Below are 19,786 nucleotides of genomic sequence, written 5' to 3' on the forward strand. Positions count from 1 at the left end.
CGCACCGCATCAAAGCGCCCGGATGGCTGAACCGCCGCTGACCGTCCGCACGGGGCGGACAGCACCGGACCTCAGCCGATCAGCGCCGCGGCGTCGATCGGGCGGCCGCGCCGGCGCAGTTCCACCGTCACCCGCGGTTGCTCGTCGCGACCGGCGCTGCCGATCCGCTGGCCGGCCGCCACCCGGTCGCCGGGCCGGACGCTGGCCTGTTCCAGGCCGGTGAGCAGGCTGACCCAGCCCTCGCCATGGTCGATCACGACGATGCCGCGATAACCGCGAAAGCGCCGGGCATAGCGCACCACCCCCGCCGCCGGTGCCGTCACCGGCGCGCCCGCGAGTACCGCCAGCGTCAGCCCGCGCGCGCGATAGCCACCGTCCGCCAACTCGCCGAAGCCTGTCACCACGCGCCCCTGCACTGGCAATCGGTACAGGCCGCGCGGCGCGGGCGGCACCACGCTGCCGGGCGCCAGCGGCCGGCCGATCGGGCCGGGTAGTTGCGCGAGTTCGCCCGCGGTTGCCACCTCGGCATCGTCGTCCGCCATCAGGTCGACCAAGTCGCGCGCGCGCTCGCCCATCGCCAGCGCGCGATCCCCGGCCGACAGCGCGTCGCGGCCGAGTGCCGCTGCCCGGTCGCGGTGGCGCGCCTCCACCGCGGCGAGCGCGACGCGGTCCGCTTCCAGTCGCGCGCGCCCTTCTTGCAGCGCGCGCGCGGCCAGCGAGGCGCGCCAGCGCAGTTGCCGCGTTCGTGCCAGGTCGGCGCGCACTTCCGCCGTCCGTGCCTCGATCACCGGCAGCGCGCTGCCCAGCACCGCGCGCAGGTGGACGAGGTCGTCGACCGATCCCGGCTGCACCGCCGCGACGATCGCCGGCCGCGCGGCCAGCGATTGCAGCGCCGCGAGCAGTTGCGCGACCGGCGCTCGCTGCTCGGCCAGCCGCGCGCGCTGCTCGGCGAGCAACCGGTCGATCAGCGCCGCCCGCGCGCCCGCCGCCGCCAACTCGGCCACCGAGGCCGCGACGCGCGCGGCGAGCGCCCGCTCGTCGGCGGCGGCGCGCGCGGCCGCGGCGCGCTCGCGTTCCGCCGCCACCAGCAACTGCTCCGCCCGCGCCGACGCGATCGCCGCCGCCCGCTCCGTCTCGTCGAGACTGGCGCGCCGCTCGGCCAGGGTCGGCACCTGGCCAGCCGACTGTCCGGCCGCCTGCCCGACCAGCACGAACAGCGACAGGATGGTTAGCGCACGCTTCACGCGGCCGGTGCTAATCCACCCTCGATGATCCGTCACCCTTCGCGATGATAGGGATGCCCCGCCAGGATGCTGGTCGCCCGGAACAGCTGTTCCGCCAGCATCGCGCGCGCCAGCAGGTGCGGCCAGGTCGCGCGGCCGAACGACAGCAGCAGGTCCGCCTCGCCCCGTGCCGCGTCGTCGAACCCGTCGGCCGCGCCGAGCAGGAACCGCGCCTCGCGCACCCCGTCGTCCCGCCATCGCCCCAGTCGCTCGGCGAAAGCGGCGGAGCCCAGCACCTCGCCCTTCTCGTCCAGCAGCACGCGGCGTACCTGCCCCGTCACCGCCGGCTCGCGCCCGCCGACGTCGGGCAGCTCGCTGACCCTGGTCGGCCAGCTGATCCGCTTCAGGTAACGGTCGACCAGGTCCGCCTCGGGCGACCGCCCGATCCGCCCGCGCGCGACGATGTGGAGCAGCACGTCAGTGCGTGGGAGCCTCGGGCGCTCCGACACTCGGCGCCTCGGGGGCAGGCGGCGCGTCGCCGAACGACCACATCCGCTCCAGATTGTAGAAGGATCGCACCTCGGGCCGGAACAGGTGGACGATCACGTCGCCCGCGTCGATCAGCACCCAGTCGGCGGTGGGCAGCCCTTCGATGCGAGGGCTGCGGCCGACCTCGGCCTTGATCTTCTCCGACAGCTTCTGCGCCATCGACGCGACCTGCCGGGTCGAGCGGCCGCTGGCGATCACCATATGATCGGCGATGGTGGACTTGCCGGCGAGCGGGATCGTCACCGTCTCCACCGCCTGGTCGTCCTCCAGCGACTGGAGCACCAGCCGGTGCAGCGCCTCGATCTCGGCGGCGTCGGACATGCGGGGGGTGGAACGCGAAGGGGAAGTGGCCAAGGGAGCTCCTAGGAGGACCGGCCGGCGCCGGGATGGCGACGGTGCCAGTCGGGATCGACGGCGCGGAGGGCCGTCGCGGACGTCGGATCGGGGCGGAAGCGCAGCAGCACGATGGCCGGCAAACTCCACGTCGTCCAAGTCTTCGCCGCCGACCGCGGATGCTGGAACCGCCGCAGCCAGGCCATCGCGGGGGCCGCGAGAGCATCATCGTCATACCCCGGACGCGCGATCACCGCAATCGGCATCATCCGCGCGATCCCGCGCCAGTCGCGCCATCGGTGGAACTGCGCCAGATTGTCCGCCCCCATCAGCCAGACGAAGCGTTTCCTAGGATAGCGTCGCCGGAGTTGTCGCAGCGTGTCCGCGGTGTAGCGCGTCCCCAGCCGCGCCTCGATGTCGCTCGCCCGGATCGGCGTTCGCCGCGCCATCGCCCGCGCCGAGGCGAGCCGCACCGCCAGCGGCGCCATGCCCGCGGCGGGTTTCAACGGATTGCCCGGTGACACCAGCCACCATGCCTCGTCCAGCCCCAACGCGTCGATCGCCGCCAGTGTCACCCGCCGATGCCCCCGATGCGCCGGATTGAAACTGCCGCCGAGCAGGCCGATGCGGGTCAAGGCGCCACGTGCCAGTTCTCCCGCTCGTGATGCACGCGTAACACTTCGACCCGATCGTCGGTGACGATGTAGCGGATCAGGTACGGCGTACCGTAGATGCGCAGAACACGAGCCCCATCCCGGTGGGGGCGACCGCCTCGTGGGAAATCGACAAGCCACGCCGCACAACGCCGAACGGCCTCCAGCGCTTGCACGGCATGTTCGGGATCGGCGTTCCTCGTCAGCCAGTCATCGATGCCTCGCAGATCGTCGACGGCGGGCGCAGACCAGACTATCCGTCGCATCGCGCCCGATGCTTGGCGATCATCGCATCGAGTTCGGCCATCACCTCGTCATGCGGCACGGCGTCGCCGCGTCCGAGGGCATCAATGCCTGCCTGGAGAAAGGCACGGTAATCGGCATCGCTCTCGGCCACACGCCGGATCGACTCCGCCGCATATTCGGCGGCGGTGATCCCGCGCTGCTCGGCGGCTTGCGCCACCATCGACGAGGTTTCCTGATCGATGCTGGCGGTGATCGACACCATCCTGTTCATACGCACAACCTATGCTCAACACCGACACCGTTCAACCGCGCACCTGCCCCGCGCCGCGACCGACCCACTTGTACGTCGTCAGCCCCTCCACCGCGACCGGCCCGCGCGCGTGGAGGCGGCCGGTGGCGATGCCGATCTCCGCGCCCAGTCCGAACTCGCCGCCGTCGGCGAACTGGGTGGAGGCGTTCCACAGCACGATCGCCGAGTCGACCTCCGCCAGGAATCGCTCGGCCACGCGCTCGTCGGCGGCGATGATCGCGTCGGTGTGGCGCGACCCGTGTCGCGAGATATGCGCGATCGCCTGCTCGACGCCCGCGACGATCGCCACCGAGCAGACCGCGTCGAGATATTCGGTATCCCAATCCTCCTCGCCCGCCGGCACCATCGGCCCGGGCGCGAGCGTCATCGCGGCGGCATCGCCACGCAGGGCACAGCCCGCCGCCGCCAGCTTCCCCAACAACGCCGGGGAGGCCGGATAGGCGGAATCGACCAGCAGCGTCTCCATCGCGCCGCACACCCCCGTGCGCCGCATCTTGGCGTCGACCACCACCGCCTCCGCCATCGCCGGGTCGGCGGATCGGTCGACATAGACGTGGTTGATCCCGTCGAGATGCGCCAGCACCGGCACCCGCGCCTCCGCCTGGACGCGCGCGACCAGCCCCTTGCCGCCGCGCGGCACGACCAAGTCGATGATCCCCGCAGCGCCGAGCATCGCGCCGACGGCGGCACGATCGGCGGTCGGCACCAGTTGCACCGCGTCCACCGGCAGTCCTGCCGCCGCCAGTCCGCGCACGAAGGCGGCGTGCAGCGCCCGGCTGCTCGCCCCCGCCTCGCTGCCGCCGCGCAGGATCGCGGCGTTGCCGCTCATCACGCATAGCGCGGCGGCATCGACGGTGACGTTGGGTCGGCTTTCGTAGACGATGCCGATCACCCCGATCGGCACCCGCACGCGCGCCAGCACCAGCCCGTTGGGCCGTACGCGCCGGTCGATCTCGGCACCGACCGGATCGTCGAGCGCCGCCACCGTCTCCACCGCCGCGACGATCGCCGCCAGCCGCGCCGGATCGAGCCGCAGGCGGTCGAGCATCGCCGCGCCCAGCCCGGCTCCGCGGGCGAGATCGTCGGCGTTGGCGGCGAGGATCGCCGCTTCATCCTCCCGGATCGCGGCGGCGGCGGCACGCAGCCCATCGCTCTTGCGCTCGCTGCCGAGCCGCGCGAGGGTTATCGCCGCGCGACGAGCACGCGCGCCCATCTCGGCGATCAGCACGGCAGGATCGGTCATGCGGGCGGCGCTAGCACGCGCGCGCGCCCTCGCGCCAGACGCGGCTCAGCAGGGAAAGCGGCGCGCGATCACCTTGGCATAGCCGTCCTTCAGCGGCCGGCGCTGGTCGGCGGCGGGCAAGGCGGCGAGCCCGTCGATCATCTCCTCGATGCCGATCGTCTCGCCCTCCGGCACGCAGGCGATCGGCTTCTTGCCGGCCCGCTGCCGCGCGGCACTCTCCGCGCGCACCTGCTGCTTGGCGACGCGCGCCTCCTCCTTCAGCACCTGGAAATCGGGCGCGAGCATCGCCGCGAAACCCATGTCGCGCAGGGCGTTGGCGCGCTGCACGAAGGTGCCGACCGTCATAGCCGCCGACGCCGGGGCGGCCAGCGCGATCAGCGGGAGAAGAGCGTAGCGAGCCAGACGCGACATGGGCCGATCCTTCAGAGAGGAACGGCCCATGCCACCATCCAGCTTGCGGGATGCTGAACCCGCGGGTGCCCGATCAGGCGCCCAGCGGGGTGGGATTGCCGAACGGCCCGGTCGGCCGCCGCGTCTTGGGGATCGAGGTGCCCGCGGCGGGCACCACGCTCGCCTTGGCGCCCGGATCGGGACGGCCGAGATCCTCGCCAGCGATCAGCTTCTTGATCTCGTCGCCCGACAGCGTCTCATATTCGAGCAGCGCGCCGGCGAGCAGGTGGAGCTGGTCGATATGCTCGCTCAGCACATGCTTGGCACGCGCCAGCCCGCCCTCGACGATGCCCTTGATCTCGTCGTCGATCAGCTGCGCGGTCGCGTTCGACATCCGCACCGGCTGCGACGAGGAATAGCCCAGGAACGACTCGCCTTCCGGCTGCGCATATTCCACCGGCCCGACCTTGTCCGACATGCCCCATTTGGTGACCATGTCGCGGGCCAGCCCGGTCGCGTACTGGATGTCGCCCGACGCGCCCGACGACACCTTGTCGTAGCCGAAGATCAGCTCCTCCGCGATGCGTCCGCCCATCGAGACGGACAGGTTCGCGTACATCTTGTCGCGGTGATAGCTGTACGAGTCGCGCTCCGGCAGGCGCATCACCATGCCCAGCGCCCGGCCGCGCGGAATGATCGTCGCCTTGTGGATCGGATCGGACGCCGGCTCGTGGATGGAGACGATCGCGTGACCCGCCTCGTGATAGGCGGTCATCCGCTTCTCGTCCTCGGTCATCACCATGGACCGCCGCTCGGCGCCCATCATCACCTTGTCCTTGGCTTCCTCGAACTCGGCCATCGCGACCAGCCGCTTCGACTTGCGCGCCGCCATCAGCGCCGCCTCGTTGACCAGGTTGGCGAGATCGGCGCCCGAGAAGCCCGGCGTACCGCGCGCGATGGTGCGCGCGTCGACGTCGGGCGCCAGCGGGATCTTCTTCATATGGACTTCGAGGATCTTGATCCGCCCCTCGATGTCGGGCCGCGGCACCACGACCTGACGGTCGAAACGACCGGGACGCAGCAGCGCAGGGTCGAGCACGTCGGGGCGGTTGGTCGCCGCCACGATGATGATCCCCTCGTTCGCCTCGAACCCGTCCATCTCGACCAGCAGCTGGTTCAGCGTCTGCTCGCGCTCGTCATTGCCGTTGCCCAGCCCGGCGCCGCGATGGCGGCCGACTGCGTCGATCTCGTCGATGAAGACGATGCACGGTGCCGACTTCTTGGCCTGCTCGAACATGTCGCGGACGCGGCTGGCGCCGACGCCGACGAACATCTCCACGAAGTCGGAGCCGGAGATGGTGAAGAACGGCACCCCCGCCTCCCCCGCGATCGCGCGGGCAAGCAGCGTCTTGCCGGTGCCGGGCGAGCCGACCAGCAGCGCGCCCTTGGGGATCTTGCCGCCCAGCCGCGCGAACTTGGTCGGGTCCTTCAGGAACTCGACGATCTCGGTCAGCTCCTCGCGCGCCTCGTCGATGCCGGCGACGTCGTCGAAGGTGACCTTGCCTTCCTTCTGCGTCAGCAGCTTGGCGCGGCTCTTGCCGAAGCCCATCGCGCCGTTCGCCCCGCCGCCCTTCTGCATCTGGCGCAGCACGAAGAAAGCGATGCCGAGGAAGAGCAGGAACGGCAGCGATTGATACAACAGCACCATCCAGATCGACGGCCCATCCTCCGGCTTGGCGGAGATGGTTACGCCCTTCTCGCGCAGCTTGGGCACCAATGTCGCGTCGGCGATCGGATAGGCGCGGAACTTCTCGCCCGCCGTCGTCGTGCCGGTGATGATGTCGCGGCTGATGTTGACGTCGCGGACCGATCCCTCGTCGACCTTGTCGAGGAAGGTCGAATAGGCGATCTGGTCGGCGCCCGCGCCTGCCTGGCGTCCGTCGACCATGGTCACGAAGATCGCCAGGCCGAGCAGGATCGCCACCCAGATCAGCAGGCTCTTCATCCACGGATTGGGGCCGTTGCCGCCGCCCCCGTTGTCGCCGTTGCCGGGCCCGCGCTGCTTAAGGTTGTCGCTCATGCGATCAAGATAAGCGAGCAGAGGTTAATGGCAATGGAACAACCGCGCGCGCGGCGACAATCAGTGCGTGCGCCGCGGCGGCGCTTCGCGAAAGTTCCAGCGTCCGTCGCGGCCGACGGAGTAGCCGACGTCGCCCAGCGTTCCCGCCGCCCCGGCATCGAGCCGCGCCATCACCCGGCCCACCGCCTCGCCCCGCGGCGAGATCGCCGGATCGACATGGCGCAGGCACCGCTCGACCAGCCGTCGGCGCAGCTCCACGGGTACTCCCTCCACCGACACCCACGCCTCGCCCGCACCGAACACGCAAACCTCGCCCGCCAGCCGCTCCGCCGCCCAATCGATCGCCGCCTCCGCCTCCGCCAGCGCGGTTGCGCTCCGCCCGATCGCTGGCCGGTCGAGCCAGTCCACCCCGGCCAGCACCTTGCGCAGCCGCGTCCGGTCGAACCGGTCGTCGACATTGGAGGGATCGTCGACCGGCACCACGCCGCACACCGCGACGATCGCTGCCAGCTCCGCGCGCCGCCAGCCGAGCAGCGGCCGTACCACCCGCCCCTGCCGCGCCCGCACCCCCGCCAGCCCGCGGATGCCCGCACCGCGGTTCAGCCGCATCACCATCGTCTCCAGCTGGTCGTCGGCATGATGCGCCGTGACGATCCACCGCGCGCCCACCGCCGCCGCATGCTCCTCCAGCAGCCGATAGCGCAGCGCCCGCGCCCGCGCCGACAGATTGGCGCTCTGCTCGACGCGGCGCGGCATCGCGCCCGACAGGATCGCGTGGGGGATGCCGCAACGCCGCGCGAGTTCTCCCGCAGCCACCGCCTCGGCCCGCGCCTCGGGCCGCAGCCCGTGATCCACCGTCGCCGCGTGCACGTCGCCCCGTCCCAGGCCGGCCATCAGCAGCAGCAACGCGCTGCTGTCCGCACCTCCGGACAGCGCCACCAGCGCACCGCCCGCCTCGTCCCCGATGGCCCGGCGCCAGTCGTGCGCGAACCGTTCCACCACCGTGGTCGGCAAGACATGGTGAGGTTGGGGAGCGATCATCTCCATCCGTTCATGGCCAACAGCGAAGAGCCGATCCTCCCCTGCGAGGCAAGGTGGCATGTCGCAGGCATGACGGAGCGGTGTCCGCAGCAACGATGGCGCCCGCCGCCTGACCGACGATCGCCCATAAGGCGTCGCTGTGATCGTCCATCTCCCTTCCCCGGCGAAGGCCGGGGCCCAGGTGGGAAAGGCATCGCGAGCAACTCAAACAGCTGCCCAACTGGACCCCGGACTGCGTCGGGGAGGGTGAAAGGCAAGGAAAGGAGTCGCAACTACCTCCGATCGGAGAGGATCAGAATTGGGTGCTCCCCCGCCCCACCTCTCGCATCACTTGCACTTCGCCGCCGTCCGCCCCTTGGCCACGTCCGCCTGCATCGTCGCCGACAGCTTGCCTGCGTAGACGTCGGTCAACTCGTCATAGACCTTGCACGCGTCCGCCGGCTTGTTCAGCCGCTGCAACGCCTGCCCCAGATACAACAGGCTGTCCGGCGCCCGCTCGCCGTCGGGCATCTTCTTGTAATTGTCGTAGAACGCCATCGACGCGAGACTCGGCTTCCCGTCGTCGAGATAGGCCCGGCCGAGCAGATTCTGCGCGTAGCTCGCCCGGCGGCTCTTGGGGTAATCCGCCACCGTCTTCTTCAGCGCCGCCTGCGCCTCCGGATAACGCTTCGCCTCCCACAGGCGATAGCCGACGAGGTAGGAATCCTCCGCCGGATCGCCGGTGGCGGGCCGGTCGATCGCCGCCGTCGGCGCGCGCGCGGGCGTCGTCGCGGGACGCTCCGCCGCGGGTGCCGGCCGCGTCGGGGCGGGCCGGGCCGCCGGCACGTCGCTTTCCTCCAGCGCACCCGCGATCGGCGACGGCGCAGGGGCGGTCGCAGCGGCGGCCAGCCGCGCGTCGGTCGACCGCTTGTACGCCTCGAACTGCTCGCGCAGCACCCGCAGCTGATACCCGTTCTGCTCGGTCTGGCCGGTCAGCGTCGCCATCTGCTGCTCCAGCGAGGTCACCCGCTGCGTCAGGTCGACGATCGCGCTCGACGCCGGGCTGCCCGGCCCGTCCACCGGCGGCGCCGCGGCGACGATGTCGGGCTGCAACCCGCCCGCCGCGCCGGCCGGGAACACCTTGCGCTGCACCGCTCGCATCTCGCCCTCCAGCCTGGCTACGCGCCCCTCGACGTTGCTCTGCGCGGCGGCGGGCAGTGCCGGGACCAGCAGGGTCGTCGCGGGCAGGATCAGGCGAAGAACGGAGCGGCTGGTCATGGGAATGCGGGTCCTCGCCTTTTCAGGACAGATCGGGGTCAGGGCAGATCGGTGGAATTCGCGGCGGCGGGCAGCTCGTCCGCCTCGGTATCGATGCGCTGCGTCTCCGTCGCCACCGCACGACGCTCATCGGTGCGGGCCGGGCGCACCGGCGTCGCGGGCGAGGCGGCGGCCGGCGTCGCAGCGGCCGCGGGCGCGCCGGTCAGCCGCGCGGCGATCGACACGGGGTCGACCGGCACGTCCTTGATCGGGCGCTTGCCGTCGCCGAGCGGCGGCACCGCCCGCCCGTCCACCTTGACGATCAGCTGGTCGGGCCGGCCGACGTTGATCTTCGGCCGGTCGGCGCCCGGCGGCACGTCGAACGTCGCGCCCGGCGCCAGCGTGCCCAGGTACAGCGTCTCGTTGGCGGCATCGTAGACGCGCAGCCACACCTCGTTCTCGCCCGCGGTCAGCGACACCTGGCGCGGCGCCGCCGGGGTCGGCGCGGCGACCGGCGCGGTGGCGACGGGCGAGGTCGCGGCGGGCACCTCGGCGGTGGTCACCGGCTTCGCGCCGCCGCCGCGGAACAGATCGGTGCCGTACCACAGGCCGACCAGCACCACGATGGCCAGCGCCAGCCCCAGCCCGACGATCGCCACCCCGCGCGACGGCACCCGCGCCGGGTCGGCGGTCTCGTACGGCTCGTACTCGGGCGCCCGCTCGACGTGGCGCAGCTCGCCGCGCACGGTCTGCGCCGTCGCCACCTCGTCCAGCCCGACCGCGCGGGCATAGGCGCGCGCGAAGCCCACCGCGTAGGTCGGCGACGGCAGCGCCGCGTAGTTGCTGTCCTCGATCGCCGACAGGTGGCGCAGCGGCACGCGGGTGCGCTGCGCGATCTCCGCCAGCGTCAACCCTTGCGTCTCGCGGGCGGCGCGGAGGCGATCGCCGGCACGCTCGGGCGCTGAAGCCGCCGCGGCCAAGCCGGGTTCCACCTCGTTCATGCACTCACTCCGATGGCCCCGTAGCCCGCGAGGACATTTCCCAGAGCCACCCGGCCCTGTCAACGCCGCGCACCGATGGTTTCGCCCCGGTCGGCCCGCAGCGCGTCAGGCCAGTTCCACGCCGCGCTCACCCGCCCAGGCGGTAAGCGCCCCGCGCATGTCGCGCGGCGGCCGGGCGAGCAGCCGCTCCATCTCCGCGACGATCGCGCCGTGGTCGAGCGAGCGGATCATCGCCTTGATCGGCCCCACCGCCGCCGGCGTGATCGACAACCGGTCGATGCCGACGCCGATCAGCGCCATCGCCTCCAGCGGGCGCCCGCCCATCTCGCCGCACACGCCGATCGGCACGCCCGCCGCGGTGGCCGCCGCCGCCACCCGCCGCAGGAAGCGCAGGATCGACGACGACAGCCAGTCGTATCGATCGGCCAGCTTGGGATTGGCGCGGTCGGCCGCGAACAGGAACTGCGTCAGGTCGTTGGTGCCGATCGACAGGAAATCGAGCCGCGGCAGCAGCAGGTCGAGCTGCTCGGCCAGTGCCGGCACCTCCAGCATCGCGCCGTAACGGACATGGTCGGGCAGCCGCTTGCCCCGCCCCGCCAGCCAGCCGCGCTGCTCCTCGAACAAGGCTCGCGCCTCGTCGAACTCCCACGCCTCCGACACCATTGGGAACATCACGTTCAGCGTCCGCCCCGCCGCCGCCTCCAGCAGCGCGCGCGCCTGCACCTTCATCAATCCGTCGCGCTCCAGGCTGAGGCGCAGCGCGCGCCAGCCCATCGCCGGATTTTCCTCGTCCGCGGCGTCGGCGACCTTCAGATACGGCAACGCCTTGTCGCCGCCGATGTCGATGGTGCGGAACACCACCGGCCGTGTCCCGGCGATCTCCAGCACCTCGCGGTACAGCCGGTGCTGCCGCTCGCGCCGCGGCAGCGTCGCGGAGACCAGGAACTGGAACTCGGTGCGGAACAACCCGATGCCGTCGGCGCCGGTCAGGTCCAGCGCGGCGGCATCGTCGCGCAGCCCGGCATTGACCATCACCGTCACCCGGTGGCCGTCGATCGTCACCGGCGGCACGTCGCGCAAGGCCGCGAAGGCCGCGCGACGCTTCTGCCGCAGCTCCTGCTTGGCCTCGAACGCCTCGTCCATCGCCGCCGACGGCCGCACGAACACGCTGCCCTCACCGACGTCGAGGAGCAGCTGGTCACCCTCCGCGATCAGCCGCCGCACGTCGCGCACCCGGCCCAGCACCGGCACCCCCATCGCGCGCGCGACGATGGTGACGTGCGCGGTCAGCGACCCCTCCTCCAGGATCACCCCCTTCAGCCGCCGCCGGTCATATTCCAGCAGCTCCGCCGGGCCCAGGTTGCGCGCGATCAGGATCGTATCCTGGCGCAGGCCCAGTTGCGCCGCCGTGCCCATCTGCCCCGCGACGATGCGCAGCAGCCGGTTCGACAGGTCCTCCAGGTCGTGCATCCGGTCGGCGAGCAGCGGATCGTCGATCTGCCGCATCCGCTGGCGCGTGCGCTGCTGCACCCGCTCGATCGCCGCCTCGGCGGTCAGCCCGCTCTCGATCGCCTCGTTGATCCGCCGCTGCCACCCTTCGTCATAGGCGAACATCTTGTAGGTCTCGATGACCTCCAGATGCTCACCGCCGACGCCGAACTCCGCCTCGCGCGCGATGCGGTCGATCTGCTCGCGCATCTTGTCGAAGGCGGCGTAGACGCGGTGCCGCTCGGCATCGGTGTCCTCGGCGACGGTATGCTCGATCAGCACGCGCGGCTGGTGGAACACCGCGCAGCCCGCCCCCATGCCGTCGACCAGCTTCTGCCCGGCGAGCCGCAGCGAGGCGGTCGATTGCGGGCGATTGCCGCCGCTCGCCGCCGCATCGATCAGCCCGGCATTGGCGATCAGCTCGCTCAGCACCATCGCCACCGTCTGCAACGCCTCGATCTCGATATCGGCGTAACGGCGCTGCTCGGCATGCTGCACCGCCAGCACGCCCACCGTCCGCTCGCGCCGCACGATCGGCACGCCGGCGAAGCTGTGGAACCGTTCCTCGCCCGTCTCGGGCATGTAGCGGAAATCGGGATGCGATGCGGCCTCGTCCAGGTTCAGGACCTCGCCGGCTTCCGCGATGGTGCCGACCAGCCCCTCGCCCAGCGCCAGCTTGGTGACGTGCACCGCCTCCTGCGCCAGCCCCTCGGTCGCGTAGAGCTCCAGCACCCCCTCGCGCAGCAGGTAGATCGAGCACACCTCGCTGGTCGTCGCCTCGCCGATGATGCGCACCACCTGGTTCAGCTTCGCCTGCGCGGTCGCGCGCGACGCCATCACGTCGTGCAGGCGGACGAGGATCTCGCGGGCGGAGGCGGCGGCCGTGGCGGGCATGGCAGCAGGGCTACCAGATCGACCATGCGACTGTCACGCGTTGGCGGGCGCGATCGCGGGAAGATCGAGCAACAATGGCAGTAATAAATCTTTTCAGCCGGCGGCGCCGTCGAACAGCCCGTCCTGGCTCCCCACCGGCGGGGCGATCCCCAGATGCTTCCACCCGCCCGCGTTCAGCACGCGCCCCCGCGCCGTCCGAGCGACCAGGCCGAGCTGGATCAGATAGGGCTCGATCACCTCCTCGATCGTGTCGCGCGGTTCGGACAAGCCCGCCGCCAGCGTCTCCACCCCCACCGGCCCGCCGCGATAGATGTCGGCGATCATGTGGAGGTAGCGCCGGTCCATCAGGTCGAGCCCCAGCGCGTCCACCTCCAACCGCCCCAACGCCGCGTCCGCCACGCGCGCGTCGACGACTGCCGCGCCCGCCACGTCGGCGAAGTCGCGCACCCGGCGCAGCAGCCGCCCGGCGATCCGCGGCGTGCCCCGCGCGCGCCTGGCGATCTCGCTCGCCCCGTCGGGCGCGATGGACAGGTCGAGCAGCCCCGCCGCGCGCGTCACCACACGCGTCAATTCCTCCACCGTGTAGAACTGCAGCCGCACCGGAATGCCGAACCGGTCGCGCAAGGGCGTCGTCAGCAGCCCCTGCCGCGTCGTCGCCCCCACCAGCGTGAAACGCGGCAGGTCGATCCTGACGGAGCGTGCCGACGGCCCCTCGCCGATCATCAGGTCGAGCGCGCGGTCTTCCATCGCCGGGTAGAGCACCTCCTCCACCGCCGGCTGGAGACGGTGGATCTCGTCGATGAACAGCACGTCGCCATCCTCGAGATTGGTCAGCAGCGCTGCCAGGTCGCCCGACTTGGCGATCACCGGGCCGGAGGTGGCGCGGAAGCCCACCCCCATCTCGCGCGCGATGATCTGCGCCAGCGTCGTCTTGCCCAGCCCCGGCGGCCCGAAGAACAACACATGGTCGAGAGCGTCGCCCCGCGCCCTCGCCGCCTGGATGAACACGCGCAGATTCTCGCGCGCCGCCTTCTGCCCGACGAACTCGTCGAGATTCTTCGGCCGGAGCGCGGCATCCACGTCCTCGGGCTTGCGCGCGGGGGTCAGCAGGCGATCGTCGGTCACGCTTCGTTCCGTAGGCGCGTCGCGGCCCCGCTGTCGAGCGGGAACCGCGAGGCCCGCCGCCCCGTTCGCATGGCCATGGCCGACGATCCGCAGAGCGTGACCGACATCCTCGACAAGCTCGACGAACTGGCGGACGAGAAGGACAAGGTCACCTTCGGCGACGCGGTGGAGGCGTTCGGCAACCGCTCCTACGGCCCTTTCCTGCTCGTGCCCGCGCTGATCGAGATGTCGCCGATCGGGGGCATTCCCGGCCTGCCCACGGTGCTCGCCGCGATCATCGCGCTCTTCGCGGTGCAGATGGTATTCGGCCGAAAGCATCTCTGGCTGCCCACTTTCCTCCAGAAGCGCGGTGCGCGGGCGGAGAAGGTGCGCAAGGCGACGAAGAAGCTGCGCGGTGTCGCGAACTGGACAGACCGCTGGTTCCACGGCCGCCTGCCCGCGCTGACCAGCGGCCCCTTCGTCCGCGTCGCCGCGGTCGCCTGCATCCTCCTCGCCGCGACGGTGCCGCCGCTCGAACTCCTCCCCTTCGCCTCCACCGCGCCGATGGCCGCCATCGCCGCCTTCGGCTTGGCGCTGCTGGTGCGCGACGGCCTTCTGATGATCGTGGCCACCGCGCTCGCGGGCGTCGCGGTGGCGGTCGGCATCGGGATGATCGGCCAGCACTAGGACGGATCGACATTCGGCATTTTTCCACCCCGGCGAAGGCCGGGGTCCAGTTGGGAAGATCGTGGACGAGGTACGACGACCGACCGTTCGCGTATCCCAGCTGGACCCCGGCCTTCGCCGGGGAGGATGATGAGGCGCAGCGTTGAATGTCGATCCGCCCTAGGCCAATAGACATTCAGCGAAGAGACTGTGGTTCTCCAAGGCTTGCCACTCCGGTAGAGGCCAAGGGCAGCAACAGCGTGAATGTCGATCGGCCCTGGAATATCTGCCGTCAGGCCGGAACTGCCCTAACCCGCCAGCTCCCGCTCGATCCGCCGCCACAGCGCCGCCACCGCCTCCATCGCCGGCACCTTGGGCGCGAAGGCGCCGAGCGGCAGGCGACGGTCGGTCATCTGCTCCACCACGCTCGCCATCGGGATCGCCGGCCAGCCGGGATGTGCCGCCAGCTGCGCGCGGTGCAGCGCGCGCCGCCGGTCGACCATCGAGAAGACCGGCGCCATCACCACCCGCGGCCCCTTGTGCCGCCCCACATGCGCGGCGATCACGTCCAGCGCACGCCTCGACAACGGCGCCGGGATCACCGGCACCACCACCAGGTCGGCGGCGCGCAGGATCTGGTCGGTGGTATCGGTCAGCCCGGGCGGGCAGTCGATCACGATCCGCTCGCGGTCGCGCGCCAGCTCCTCGACCAGGTGGCGCAACCGCTTCTTCTTGGCGAGGTCGTGGAACAGTTGATCGAGCCCGCGCAACGACGGGTCGGCGGGCAGCAGGTCGAGCCGCTCGAACGCCGTGCTCCGCACGCTGCGCCGCGGATCGACCCCTTGCATGAAGGTCGCGAGCGCCGCCGATCCGCCCGCCTCGTGCCCCAGCAACCACGACGCCGCCCCCTGCGCGTCCAGATCCCACAGCAATGTCCGCCGTGCCGACAGCGTCGCCGCCGTCCAGGCCAGGTTCACCGCCAGCGTCGTCTTCCCGACACCCCCTTTGGGGCTGTAGACCGCGACTGTCGTCATCGCGGGCGCGCTAGCACGACAAGGGTTACGATGGCGTTAGGGAGCGGAACGCCGCCCCCGCCGCTCACCGCGCCGCCTTCCTCAGCGCGAGGCGCACGAGCGCGTCGAGGCTGGCGCCGTCACCCAGTTCCTCCTCCGCCGCCGCCACCGCCGTGGTCGCCTCCGCCGGCCGGAAGCCGAGGTTGAGCAGCGCCGACACTGCATCCGCGCTCGCCCCCACCGGCAGTACCTGGCCCAGGGCGGCAGGCCCCACCGGCACCGCGCCCACCTTGTCCTTCAACTCGCGCACGATCCGCTCGGCCAGCTTCGGCCCGACGCCGTTGGCGCGCGCCACCATCGCCTTGTCCTGCGCACCCACCGCGCGCGCCAGTTCCGCAGGCTCCAGCGCCGACAGGATGGCGAGCGCCACCCGCGCGCCCACCCCCTGCACGCCGGTCAGCAGCCGGAACCAGTCGCGCTCGCTCGCCGACGAGAACCCGACCAGCCGGATGAAATCCTCCGCCACCAACATCTCGGTGAACAGCGTCGCCGCCTCACCCACCGGCCCGATCGCCGCCAGCGTCCGGCTCGAACAGCCGACGAGATAGCCGACGCCGCCGACATCGATCACCGCATGGTCGAGCCCCGTCGATTCCAGCCGCCCTTTCAGATGCGCGATCATGCCGTCACCCTCGATCGCCGCGCCATGCCCTCGGCGCTCGCCAGATGATGCGCGTGCGTGATCGCCACCGCCAGCGCGTCCGCCGCGTCGGGCCCGGCAAGCTTCGCGCCGGGCAGCAGCACCGCCATCATCGCCTGGATCTGCCTTTTCTCCGCACCACCCGTGCCCACCACGCCCTTCTTGACCGTAGAGGGATGATATTCGCCGATGTGCAGCCCGGCCCCCGCCGCCGCCAGCAGCACCACACCGCGCGCCTGCCCCAGCTTCAGCGTCGACTGCGCGTTGGTATTGCCCAGCACCTCCTCCACCGCCGCCGTATCCGGCCGCTCCGCCCGGATCACGTCGAGCAGCGCCGCATACAGGTTCGACAACCGACGCGGCAGCGGCATCGACGGCTCGGTCTTGATCTGCCCGTTGGCGACATGGGAGAGCCGGTTGCCCTCGGCGCGGATGACGCCCCAGCCGGTGGTGCCGAGCCCGGGATCGAGGCCAAGGATAATCATGCTCGCGCGAAGGCACGAAGCCTGTCCTGAGCGACTGCCGCAGGCAGGCAGTCGAAGGGGCGCGAAGAGAAAGAGGGTTCACGCGGAGGCGCGGAGACGCGGAGTAGTACCGCCTGCCGCACACTCTCGAGCCGCGTCAGCGGCTCCCTCGTCGGCGCGATACAGTATGAAAGTCTCGCTGACGCGAGACGATCGCCACGAACACGACTCTCCGCGCCTCCGCGCCTCCGCGTGAACCCACCTTCTACTCTTCGCGCCTTCGCGCCTTCGCGTGAACCCAGATCCATCCTCAGCCCAATTTCTCCATCACCTCGTCCGACACCTCGTAATTCCCCCACACCGTCTGCACGTCGTCGTCGTCGTCCAGCGTATCGATCAGCTTGAACAAGGTCGCCGCCTCGCCCTCGTTCACCGCCACCATCGTCTGCGGCCGCCAGGCAAGCTTGGCGCCCTCCGCCTCGCCCAGCACCGGCTCCAGCGCCTTCACCACCTCGTGCAGATCGGCCTGCGCCGTCCAGATCTCGTGGCCTTCCTCCGACGAGGTCACGTCCTCCGCCCCCGCTTCCAGCGCCGCCTCGAACACCTTCTCGGCATCGCCGGCACTGGCCGGATAGTTGATGAGCCCCACCCGGTCGAATCCGTGGCTCACCGATCCGCTCGCGCCCAGGTTACCGCCATTCTTCGCCACGGCGGTGCGCACGTTGGTCGCGGTGCGATTGCGGTTGTCGGTCAGCGCCTCGATGATGAGCGACACGCCGCCCGGCCCGAATCCCTCGTAGCGGATCTCCTCGTAATTCTCCGCGTCCCCCCGGCTCGCCTTGTCGATCGAGCGCTGGATGTTGTCCTTGGGCACCGACGCCGCCTTGGCCGCGTTCACCGCCGCGCGCAGCCGCGGGTTCATGTCGGGATCGGGCAGCCCCATCTTCGCCGCCACCGTGATCTCGCGGGAAAGCTTGGAGAACATGCTGGAGCGCTTCTTATCCTGCGCGCCCTTGCGGTGCATGATGTTCTTGAACTTGGAATGGCCTGCCATCGGTGCCTCTTGATATGATGCGGCCGTCCTTAACCCCGCGAAGGGGCTTTCGCCAACCGCCCCGGTGCGCCACATGGGCCGCCACATGACAGTAAGCGTCGACATGGGGCTGGACGAGCGGGGCGCCGCCGTCGGCATGGACCTCGAAGAACTGCTCGCCACCCGGTTGCTCGTCCAGGGCAATTCGGGCTCGGGCAAGTCGCACCTGCTGCGCCGCCTGCTGGAGAAGTCCGCCGGCCAGGTCCAGCAGGTCATCGTCGATCCCGAAGGCGATTTCGTCACGCTCGGTCCCGCCTACGGCCACGTCGTCATCGAGGCGGCGGATTATTCCGTCGCCGAGGTCGCCCGCTTCGGCACCCGCATCCGCGAGCACCGCGCCTCCGTCGTCCTCAGCCTCGAAGGGCTGGAGGCGGAGGGCCAGATGCGCTGCGCCGCCGCCTTTCTCATGGCCCTGTTCGACGCGCCCCGCGAACATTGGTATCCCGCGCTGGTCGTGGTCGACGAAGCACAGCTCTTCGCCCCCACCACCGGCGGCGAGGTGGCCGAGGAGGTCCGCCGCGCGAGCCTGTCGGCGATGACCAACCTCATGTGCCGCGGCCGCAAGCGCGGCCTCGCCGGCGTCATCGCCACGCAGCGGCTCGCGAAACTCGCCAAGAACGTCGCGGCCGAGGCGTCCAACTTCCTGATGGGCCGCACCTTTCTCGACATCGACATGGCCCGCGCCGCCGACCTGCTCGGCATGGAGCGCCGCCAGGCCGAGGCGATCCGCGACCTCCCCCGCGGCCATTTCATGGCACTCGGCCCCGCCGTCTCGCGCCGCCCCATCTCCGTCCGCATCGGCGCGGTCGAGACCTCAGCGAGAAGCGGCAGCCCCAAGCTCACCCCCCTGCCGCAGGCACGCGCGTTCGACCTCGCCGACATGCTCGCCGAGCCGGTGAACGACGCGCCCCTGCTGCCGATGGCGTTCGAGGCGCGCCCCCGTCTCGTGCCCGCCGACGAACTGGCGGACACCATCGCGCGTCCTTCGTTTTCTGGCCCCGCCCCCCTGGCCCCCGCCCCGGACAAGGACGAGGCGGAGGTGGAAACCATCGTCGCCGACGCCCTCCGCGCCATCGTCGCGGACGCCGACGCCGCCTTCCGCTCCCCCTCCACCCTGTTCCAGGATTTCCAGGTCCGCTGCCGCATGGCCGGGCTCGCCAAGCCGCCGCAGGACCTCCCCGCCTTCACCCGCCGCCTCAGCTGCGCGCGCGCCGGCATCTTCGACGTCGATGCCGAGGAATGGGCCGACGCCCTGGCGCTGGCCGGCACGCTGCCCGACGACATGATGGGCGCCTTCCTCCTCGTCGCCCGCGCCGCCAAGGACGCGCGCCCCTGCCCCTCTGACGCCGAACTCGCCACCACCTACGGCACCAGCTCCCTCGGCCGCGTCCGCCGCCTGATCGGCTACATCGAAAGCCGCGACCTGTTCGTCACCCGCGTCGACCTGTCGGGCAAACGCTCCATCACCATCCCGCGATTGGGGTGGACGACGGAGCCGGCGGAGGCGGCTTAGAAGGCGCTACTCTACATCCGGTTTTCCCGAAACGATGGTGAAACGGGAAAGGCCGCACCCGGAGGAAGGCGGATAGGCACACCTTCTGCGAGCATAGAGGGCGGGTTAATTCGCCGGCCCTTCCTCCCGAGTACAGGTAAAACCTCTCATCGGATCATTTCTTGAAACCGGCTTATGCGCGGTACAACGCCGTAGATTACCGAACATGGATACGGCCAAAGAACGCAGACCTATGGCCGCTTCACCATAGTACGGAGACGCGGTTACAAACTCACTTCTGTATGAGGCGATCTGTGACGGCGTAAGACGGCTACACGTCGCAAGCGTGGCGACAATAGTTTTTTCGCTACTTTGCCAGTCCAGCGAGGAACTGGGCTTAGCTTTGTAAGCGGTGTATCCACTGAGGGTACAAGTCTGTGGCATTCTTGCAGTGGTTGGAAAAGAGAATGTTCTAGGGCTCAAACCCAATCAGCGGGTTGAGGCGGAGCGGCTTTCCTGATTCACTGTGGGCGTGGGTCACGGGAGTGTGGGCATGGCGCTGTTCTG

20 protein-coding genes are annotated in these 19,786 nt (G+C 70.7%); 2 read left to right on the forward strand and 18 right to left on the reverse strand.

From position 1 onward, the window contains the following. Positions 1-71 precede the first annotated feature (71 nt). The 14 genes from BM145_RS13190 to ruvB all read right to left on the reverse strand — a co-directional run bounded on the left by BM145_RS13190 (position 72) and on the right by ruvB (position 13,812). A complete protein-coding gene (locus BM145_RS13190) occupies positions 72-1,244 on the reverse strand; it encodes a murein hydrolase activator EnvC family protein (protein ID WP_093334114.1) in 1,173 nt (390 codons plus the stop codon). A gap of 32 nt (positions 1,245-1,276) precedes the next feature. Continuing rightward, complete coding sequence (locus BM145_RS13195; protein ID WP_093334115.1) at positions 1,277-1,699, reverse strand: 23S rRNA (pseudouridine(1915)-N(3))-methyltransferase RlmH; 423 nt, start codon at positions 1,697-1,699, stop codon at positions 1,277-1,279. Between the two features lies 1 nt (position 1,700). Continuing rightward, complete coding sequence (rsfS, locus tag BM145_RS13200) at positions 1,701-2,093, reverse strand: ribosome silencing factor (RefSeq protein ID WP_093334116.1); 393 nt, start codon at positions 2,091-2,093, stop codon at positions 1,701-1,703. Between the two features lie 41 nt (positions 2,094-2,134). Continuing rightward, on the reverse strand, positions 2,135-2,740 hold the full coding sequence (locus tag BM145_RS13205; RefSeq protein ID WP_093334117.1) for a nicotinate-nucleotide adenylyltransferase: 606 nt from the start codon (positions 2,738-2,740) through the stop codon (positions 2,135-2,137). Continuing rightward, a complete protein-coding gene (locus BM145_RS16630; protein ID WP_093334118.1) occupies positions 2,737-3,024 on the reverse strand; it encodes a type II toxin-antitoxin system RelE/ParE family toxin in 288 nt (95 codons plus the stop codon). The genes BM145_RS13205 and BM145_RS16630 overlap by 4 nt, the downstream gene beginning before the upstream one ends. After that, positions 3,012-3,275 carry a hypothetical protein gene (locus BM145_RS13215; protein WP_093334119.1) on the reverse strand — a complete coding sequence of 88 codons (264 nt, stop codon included), beginning with the start codon at positions 3,273-3,275 and terminating at the stop codon, positions 3,012-3,014. Before BM145_RS13215 ends, BM145_RS16630 begins: the two co-directional genes overlap by 13 nt. A gap of 31 nt (positions 3,276-3,306) precedes the next feature. Continuing rightward, positions 3,307-4,557, reverse strand: a complete 1,251-nt coding sequence (locus tag BM145_RS13220; RefSeq protein WP_093334120.1) for a glutamate-5-semialdehyde dehydrogenase — start codon at positions 4,555-4,557, stop codon at positions 3,307-3,309. Positions 4,558-4,602: 45 nt separating this feature from the next. Further along, the gene (locus BM145_RS13225) at positions 4,603-4,968 is read right to left on the reverse strand and encodes a hypothetical protein (RefSeq protein WP_245739337.1); all 366 of its coding nucleotides are present in this window, start codon (positions 4,966-4,968) and stop codon (positions 4,603-4,605) included. A 73-nt stretch (positions 4,969-5,041) separates the two neighbouring features. Continuing rightward, on the reverse strand, positions 5,042-7,027 hold the full coding sequence (ftsH, locus tag BM145_RS13230) for an ATP-dependent zinc metalloprotease FtsH (protein ID WP_093334121.1): 1,986 nt from the start codon (positions 7,025-7,027) through the stop codon (positions 5,042-5,044). 60 nt (positions 7,028-7,087) lie between these two features. Continuing rightward, the gene (gene tilS / locus BM145_RS13235) at positions 7,088-8,068 is read right to left on the reverse strand and encodes a tRNA lysidine(34) synthetase TilS (RefSeq protein WP_177200211.1); all 981 of its coding nucleotides are present in this window, start codon (positions 8,066-8,068) and stop codon (positions 7,088-7,090) included. Positions 8,069-8,395: 327 nt separating this feature from the next. Next, positions 8,396-9,325 carry a YbgF trimerization domain-containing protein gene (locus BM145_RS13240; protein ID WP_093334123.1) on the reverse strand — a complete coding sequence of 310 codons (930 nt, stop codon included), beginning with the start codon at positions 9,323-9,325 and terminating at the stop codon, positions 8,396-8,398. 38 nt (positions 9,326-9,363) lie between these two features. Further along, positions 9,364-10,305 (reverse strand): helix-turn-helix domain-containing protein, encoded by a 942-nt coding sequence (locus BM145_RS13245; RefSeq protein ID WP_093334124.1) that lies wholly within the window; start codon positions 10,303-10,305, stop codon positions 9,364-9,366. Positions 10,306-10,410: 105 nt separating this feature from the next. Continuing rightward, on the reverse strand, positions 10,411-12,687 hold the full coding sequence (gene ptsP / locus BM145_RS13250) for a phosphoenolpyruvate--protein phosphotransferase (RefSeq protein WP_093334125.1): 2,277 nt from the start codon (positions 12,685-12,687) through the stop codon (positions 10,411-10,413). Between the two features lie 93 nt (positions 12,688-12,780). Next, entirely contained in the window at positions 12,781-13,812 is a 1,032-nt protein-coding gene (gene ruvB / locus BM145_RS13255; protein ID WP_093334126.1) for a Holliday junction branch migration DNA helicase RuvB, read from the reverse strand. A gap of 75 nt (positions 13,813-13,887) precedes the next feature. Here ruvB and BM145_RS13260 point away from each other — a divergent pair, with 75 nt between their 5' ends. Next, the gene (locus BM145_RS13260; RefSeq protein WP_093334154.1) at positions 13,888-14,478 is read left to right on the forward strand and encodes an exopolysaccharide biosynthesis protein; all 591 of its coding nucleotides are present in this window, start codon (positions 13,888-13,890) and stop codon (positions 14,476-14,478) included. Between the two features lie 287 nt (positions 14,479-14,765). Here BM145_RS13260 and BM145_RS13265 read toward each other — a convergent pair whose 3' ends face one another. From BM145_RS13265 to BM145_RS13280, 4 genes are all read right to left on the reverse strand, one after another. Further along, a complete protein-coding gene (locus tag BM145_RS13265) occupies positions 14,766-15,491 on the reverse strand; it encodes a ParA family protein (RefSeq protein ID WP_093334127.1) in 726 nt (241 codons plus the stop codon). A 64-nt stretch (positions 15,492-15,555) separates the two neighbouring features. Further along, positions 15,556-16,152, reverse strand: coding sequence for a Holliday junction branch migration protein RuvA (gene ruvA / locus BM145_RS13270; RefSeq protein ID WP_093334128.1), 597 nt, complete (start codon positions 16,150-16,152; stop codon positions 15,556-15,558). Then, positions 16,149-16,655: a crossover junction endodeoxyribonuclease RuvC gene (gene ruvC / locus BM145_RS13275; RefSeq protein WP_093334129.1), complete on the reverse strand. Its 507-nt coding sequence runs from the start codon at positions 16,653-16,655 to the stop codon at positions 16,149-16,151. The genes ruvA and ruvC overlap by 4 nt, the downstream gene beginning before the upstream one ends. A 289-nt stretch (positions 16,656-16,944) precedes the next feature. Further along, positions 16,945-17,688 (reverse strand): YebC/PmpR family DNA-binding transcriptional regulator, encoded by a 744-nt coding sequence (locus BM145_RS13280; RefSeq protein WP_093334130.1) that lies wholly within the window; start codon positions 17,686-17,688, stop codon positions 16,945-16,947. 85 nt (positions 17,689-17,773) lie between these two features. On the opposite strand from BM145_RS13280, the gene BM145_RS13285 reads away from it, so the two are divergent. Further along, the gene (locus tag BM145_RS13285) at positions 17,774-19,240 is read left to right on the forward strand and encodes a helicase HerA domain-containing protein (RefSeq protein ID WP_093334155.1); all 1,467 of its coding nucleotides are present in this window, start codon (positions 17,774-17,776) and stop codon (positions 19,238-19,240) included. Positions 19,241-19,786 lie beyond the last annotated feature (546 nt).

Source organism: Sphingomonas rubra, from assembly GCF_900115745.1.
Lineage (GTDB): Bacteria > Pseudomonadota > Alphaproteobacteria > Sphingomonadales > Sphingomonadaceae > Sphingomonas > Sphingomonas rubra.

Bases quoted from the DNA above. Each gene is read 5' to 3' on its own strand.
- rsfS (WP_093334116.1), bottom strand. From the start codon at position 2,093: ATGTCCGACGCCGCCGAGATCGAGGCGCTGCACCGGCTGGTGCTCCAG.
- BM145_RS16630 (WP_093334118.1), bottom strand. From the start codon at position 3,024: ATGCGACGGATAGTCTGGTCTGCGCCCGCCGTCGACGATCTGCGAGGC.
- BM145_RS13215 (WP_093334119.1), bottom strand. From the start codon at position 3,275: ATGAACAGGATGGTGTCGATCACCGCCAGCATCGATCAGGAAACCTCG.
- BM145_RS13220 (WP_093334120.1), bottom strand. From the start codon at position 4,557: ATGACCGATCCTGCCGTGCTGATCGCCGAGATGGGCGCGCGTGCTCGT.
- BM145_RS13225 (WP_245739337.1), bottom strand. From the start codon at position 4,968: ATGTCGCGTCTGGCTCGCTACGCTCTTCTCCCGCTGATCGCGCTGGCC.
- ftsH (WP_093334121.1), bottom strand. From the start codon at position 7,027: ATGAGCGACAACCTTAAGCAGCGCGGGCCCGGCAACGGCGACAACGGG.
- tilS (WP_177200211.1), bottom strand. From the start codon at position 8,068: ATGATCGCTCCCCAACCTCACCATGTCTTGCCGACCACGGTGGTGGAA.
- BM145_RS13240 (WP_093334123.1), bottom strand. From the start codon at position 9,325: ATGACCAGCCGCTCCGTTCTTCGCCTGATCCTGCCCGCGACGACCCTG.
- BM145_RS13245 (WP_093334124.1), bottom strand. From the start codon at position 10,305: ATGAACGAGGTGGAACCCGGCTTGGCCGCGGCGGCTTCAGCGCCCGAG.
- ptsP (WP_093334125.1), bottom strand. From the start codon at position 12,687: ATGCCCGCCACGGCCGCCGCCTCCGCCCGCGAGATCCTCGTCCGCCTG.
- BM145_RS13260 (WP_093334154.1), top strand. From the start codon at position 13,888: ATGGCCGACGATCCGCAGAGCGTGACCGACATCCTCGACAAGCTCGAC.
- BM145_RS13265 (WP_093334127.1), bottom strand. From the start codon at position 15,491: ATGACGACAGTCGCGGTCTACAGCCCCAAAGGGGGTGTCGGGAAGACG.
- ruvA (WP_093334128.1), bottom strand. From the start codon at position 16,152: ATGATCGCGCATCTGAAAGGGCGGCTGGAATCGACGGGGCTCGACCAT.
- ruvC (WP_093334129.1), bottom strand. From the start codon at position 16,655: ATGATTATCCTTGGCCTCGATCCCGGGCTCGGCACCACCGGCTGGGGC.
- BM145_RS13280 (WP_093334130.1), bottom strand. From the start codon at position 17,688: ATGGCAGGCCATTCCAAGTTCAAGAACATCATGCACCGCAAGGGCGCG.
- BM145_RS13285 (WP_093334155.1), top strand. From the start codon at position 17,774: ATGACAGTAAGCGTCGACATGGGGCTGGACGAGCGGGGCGCCGCCGTC.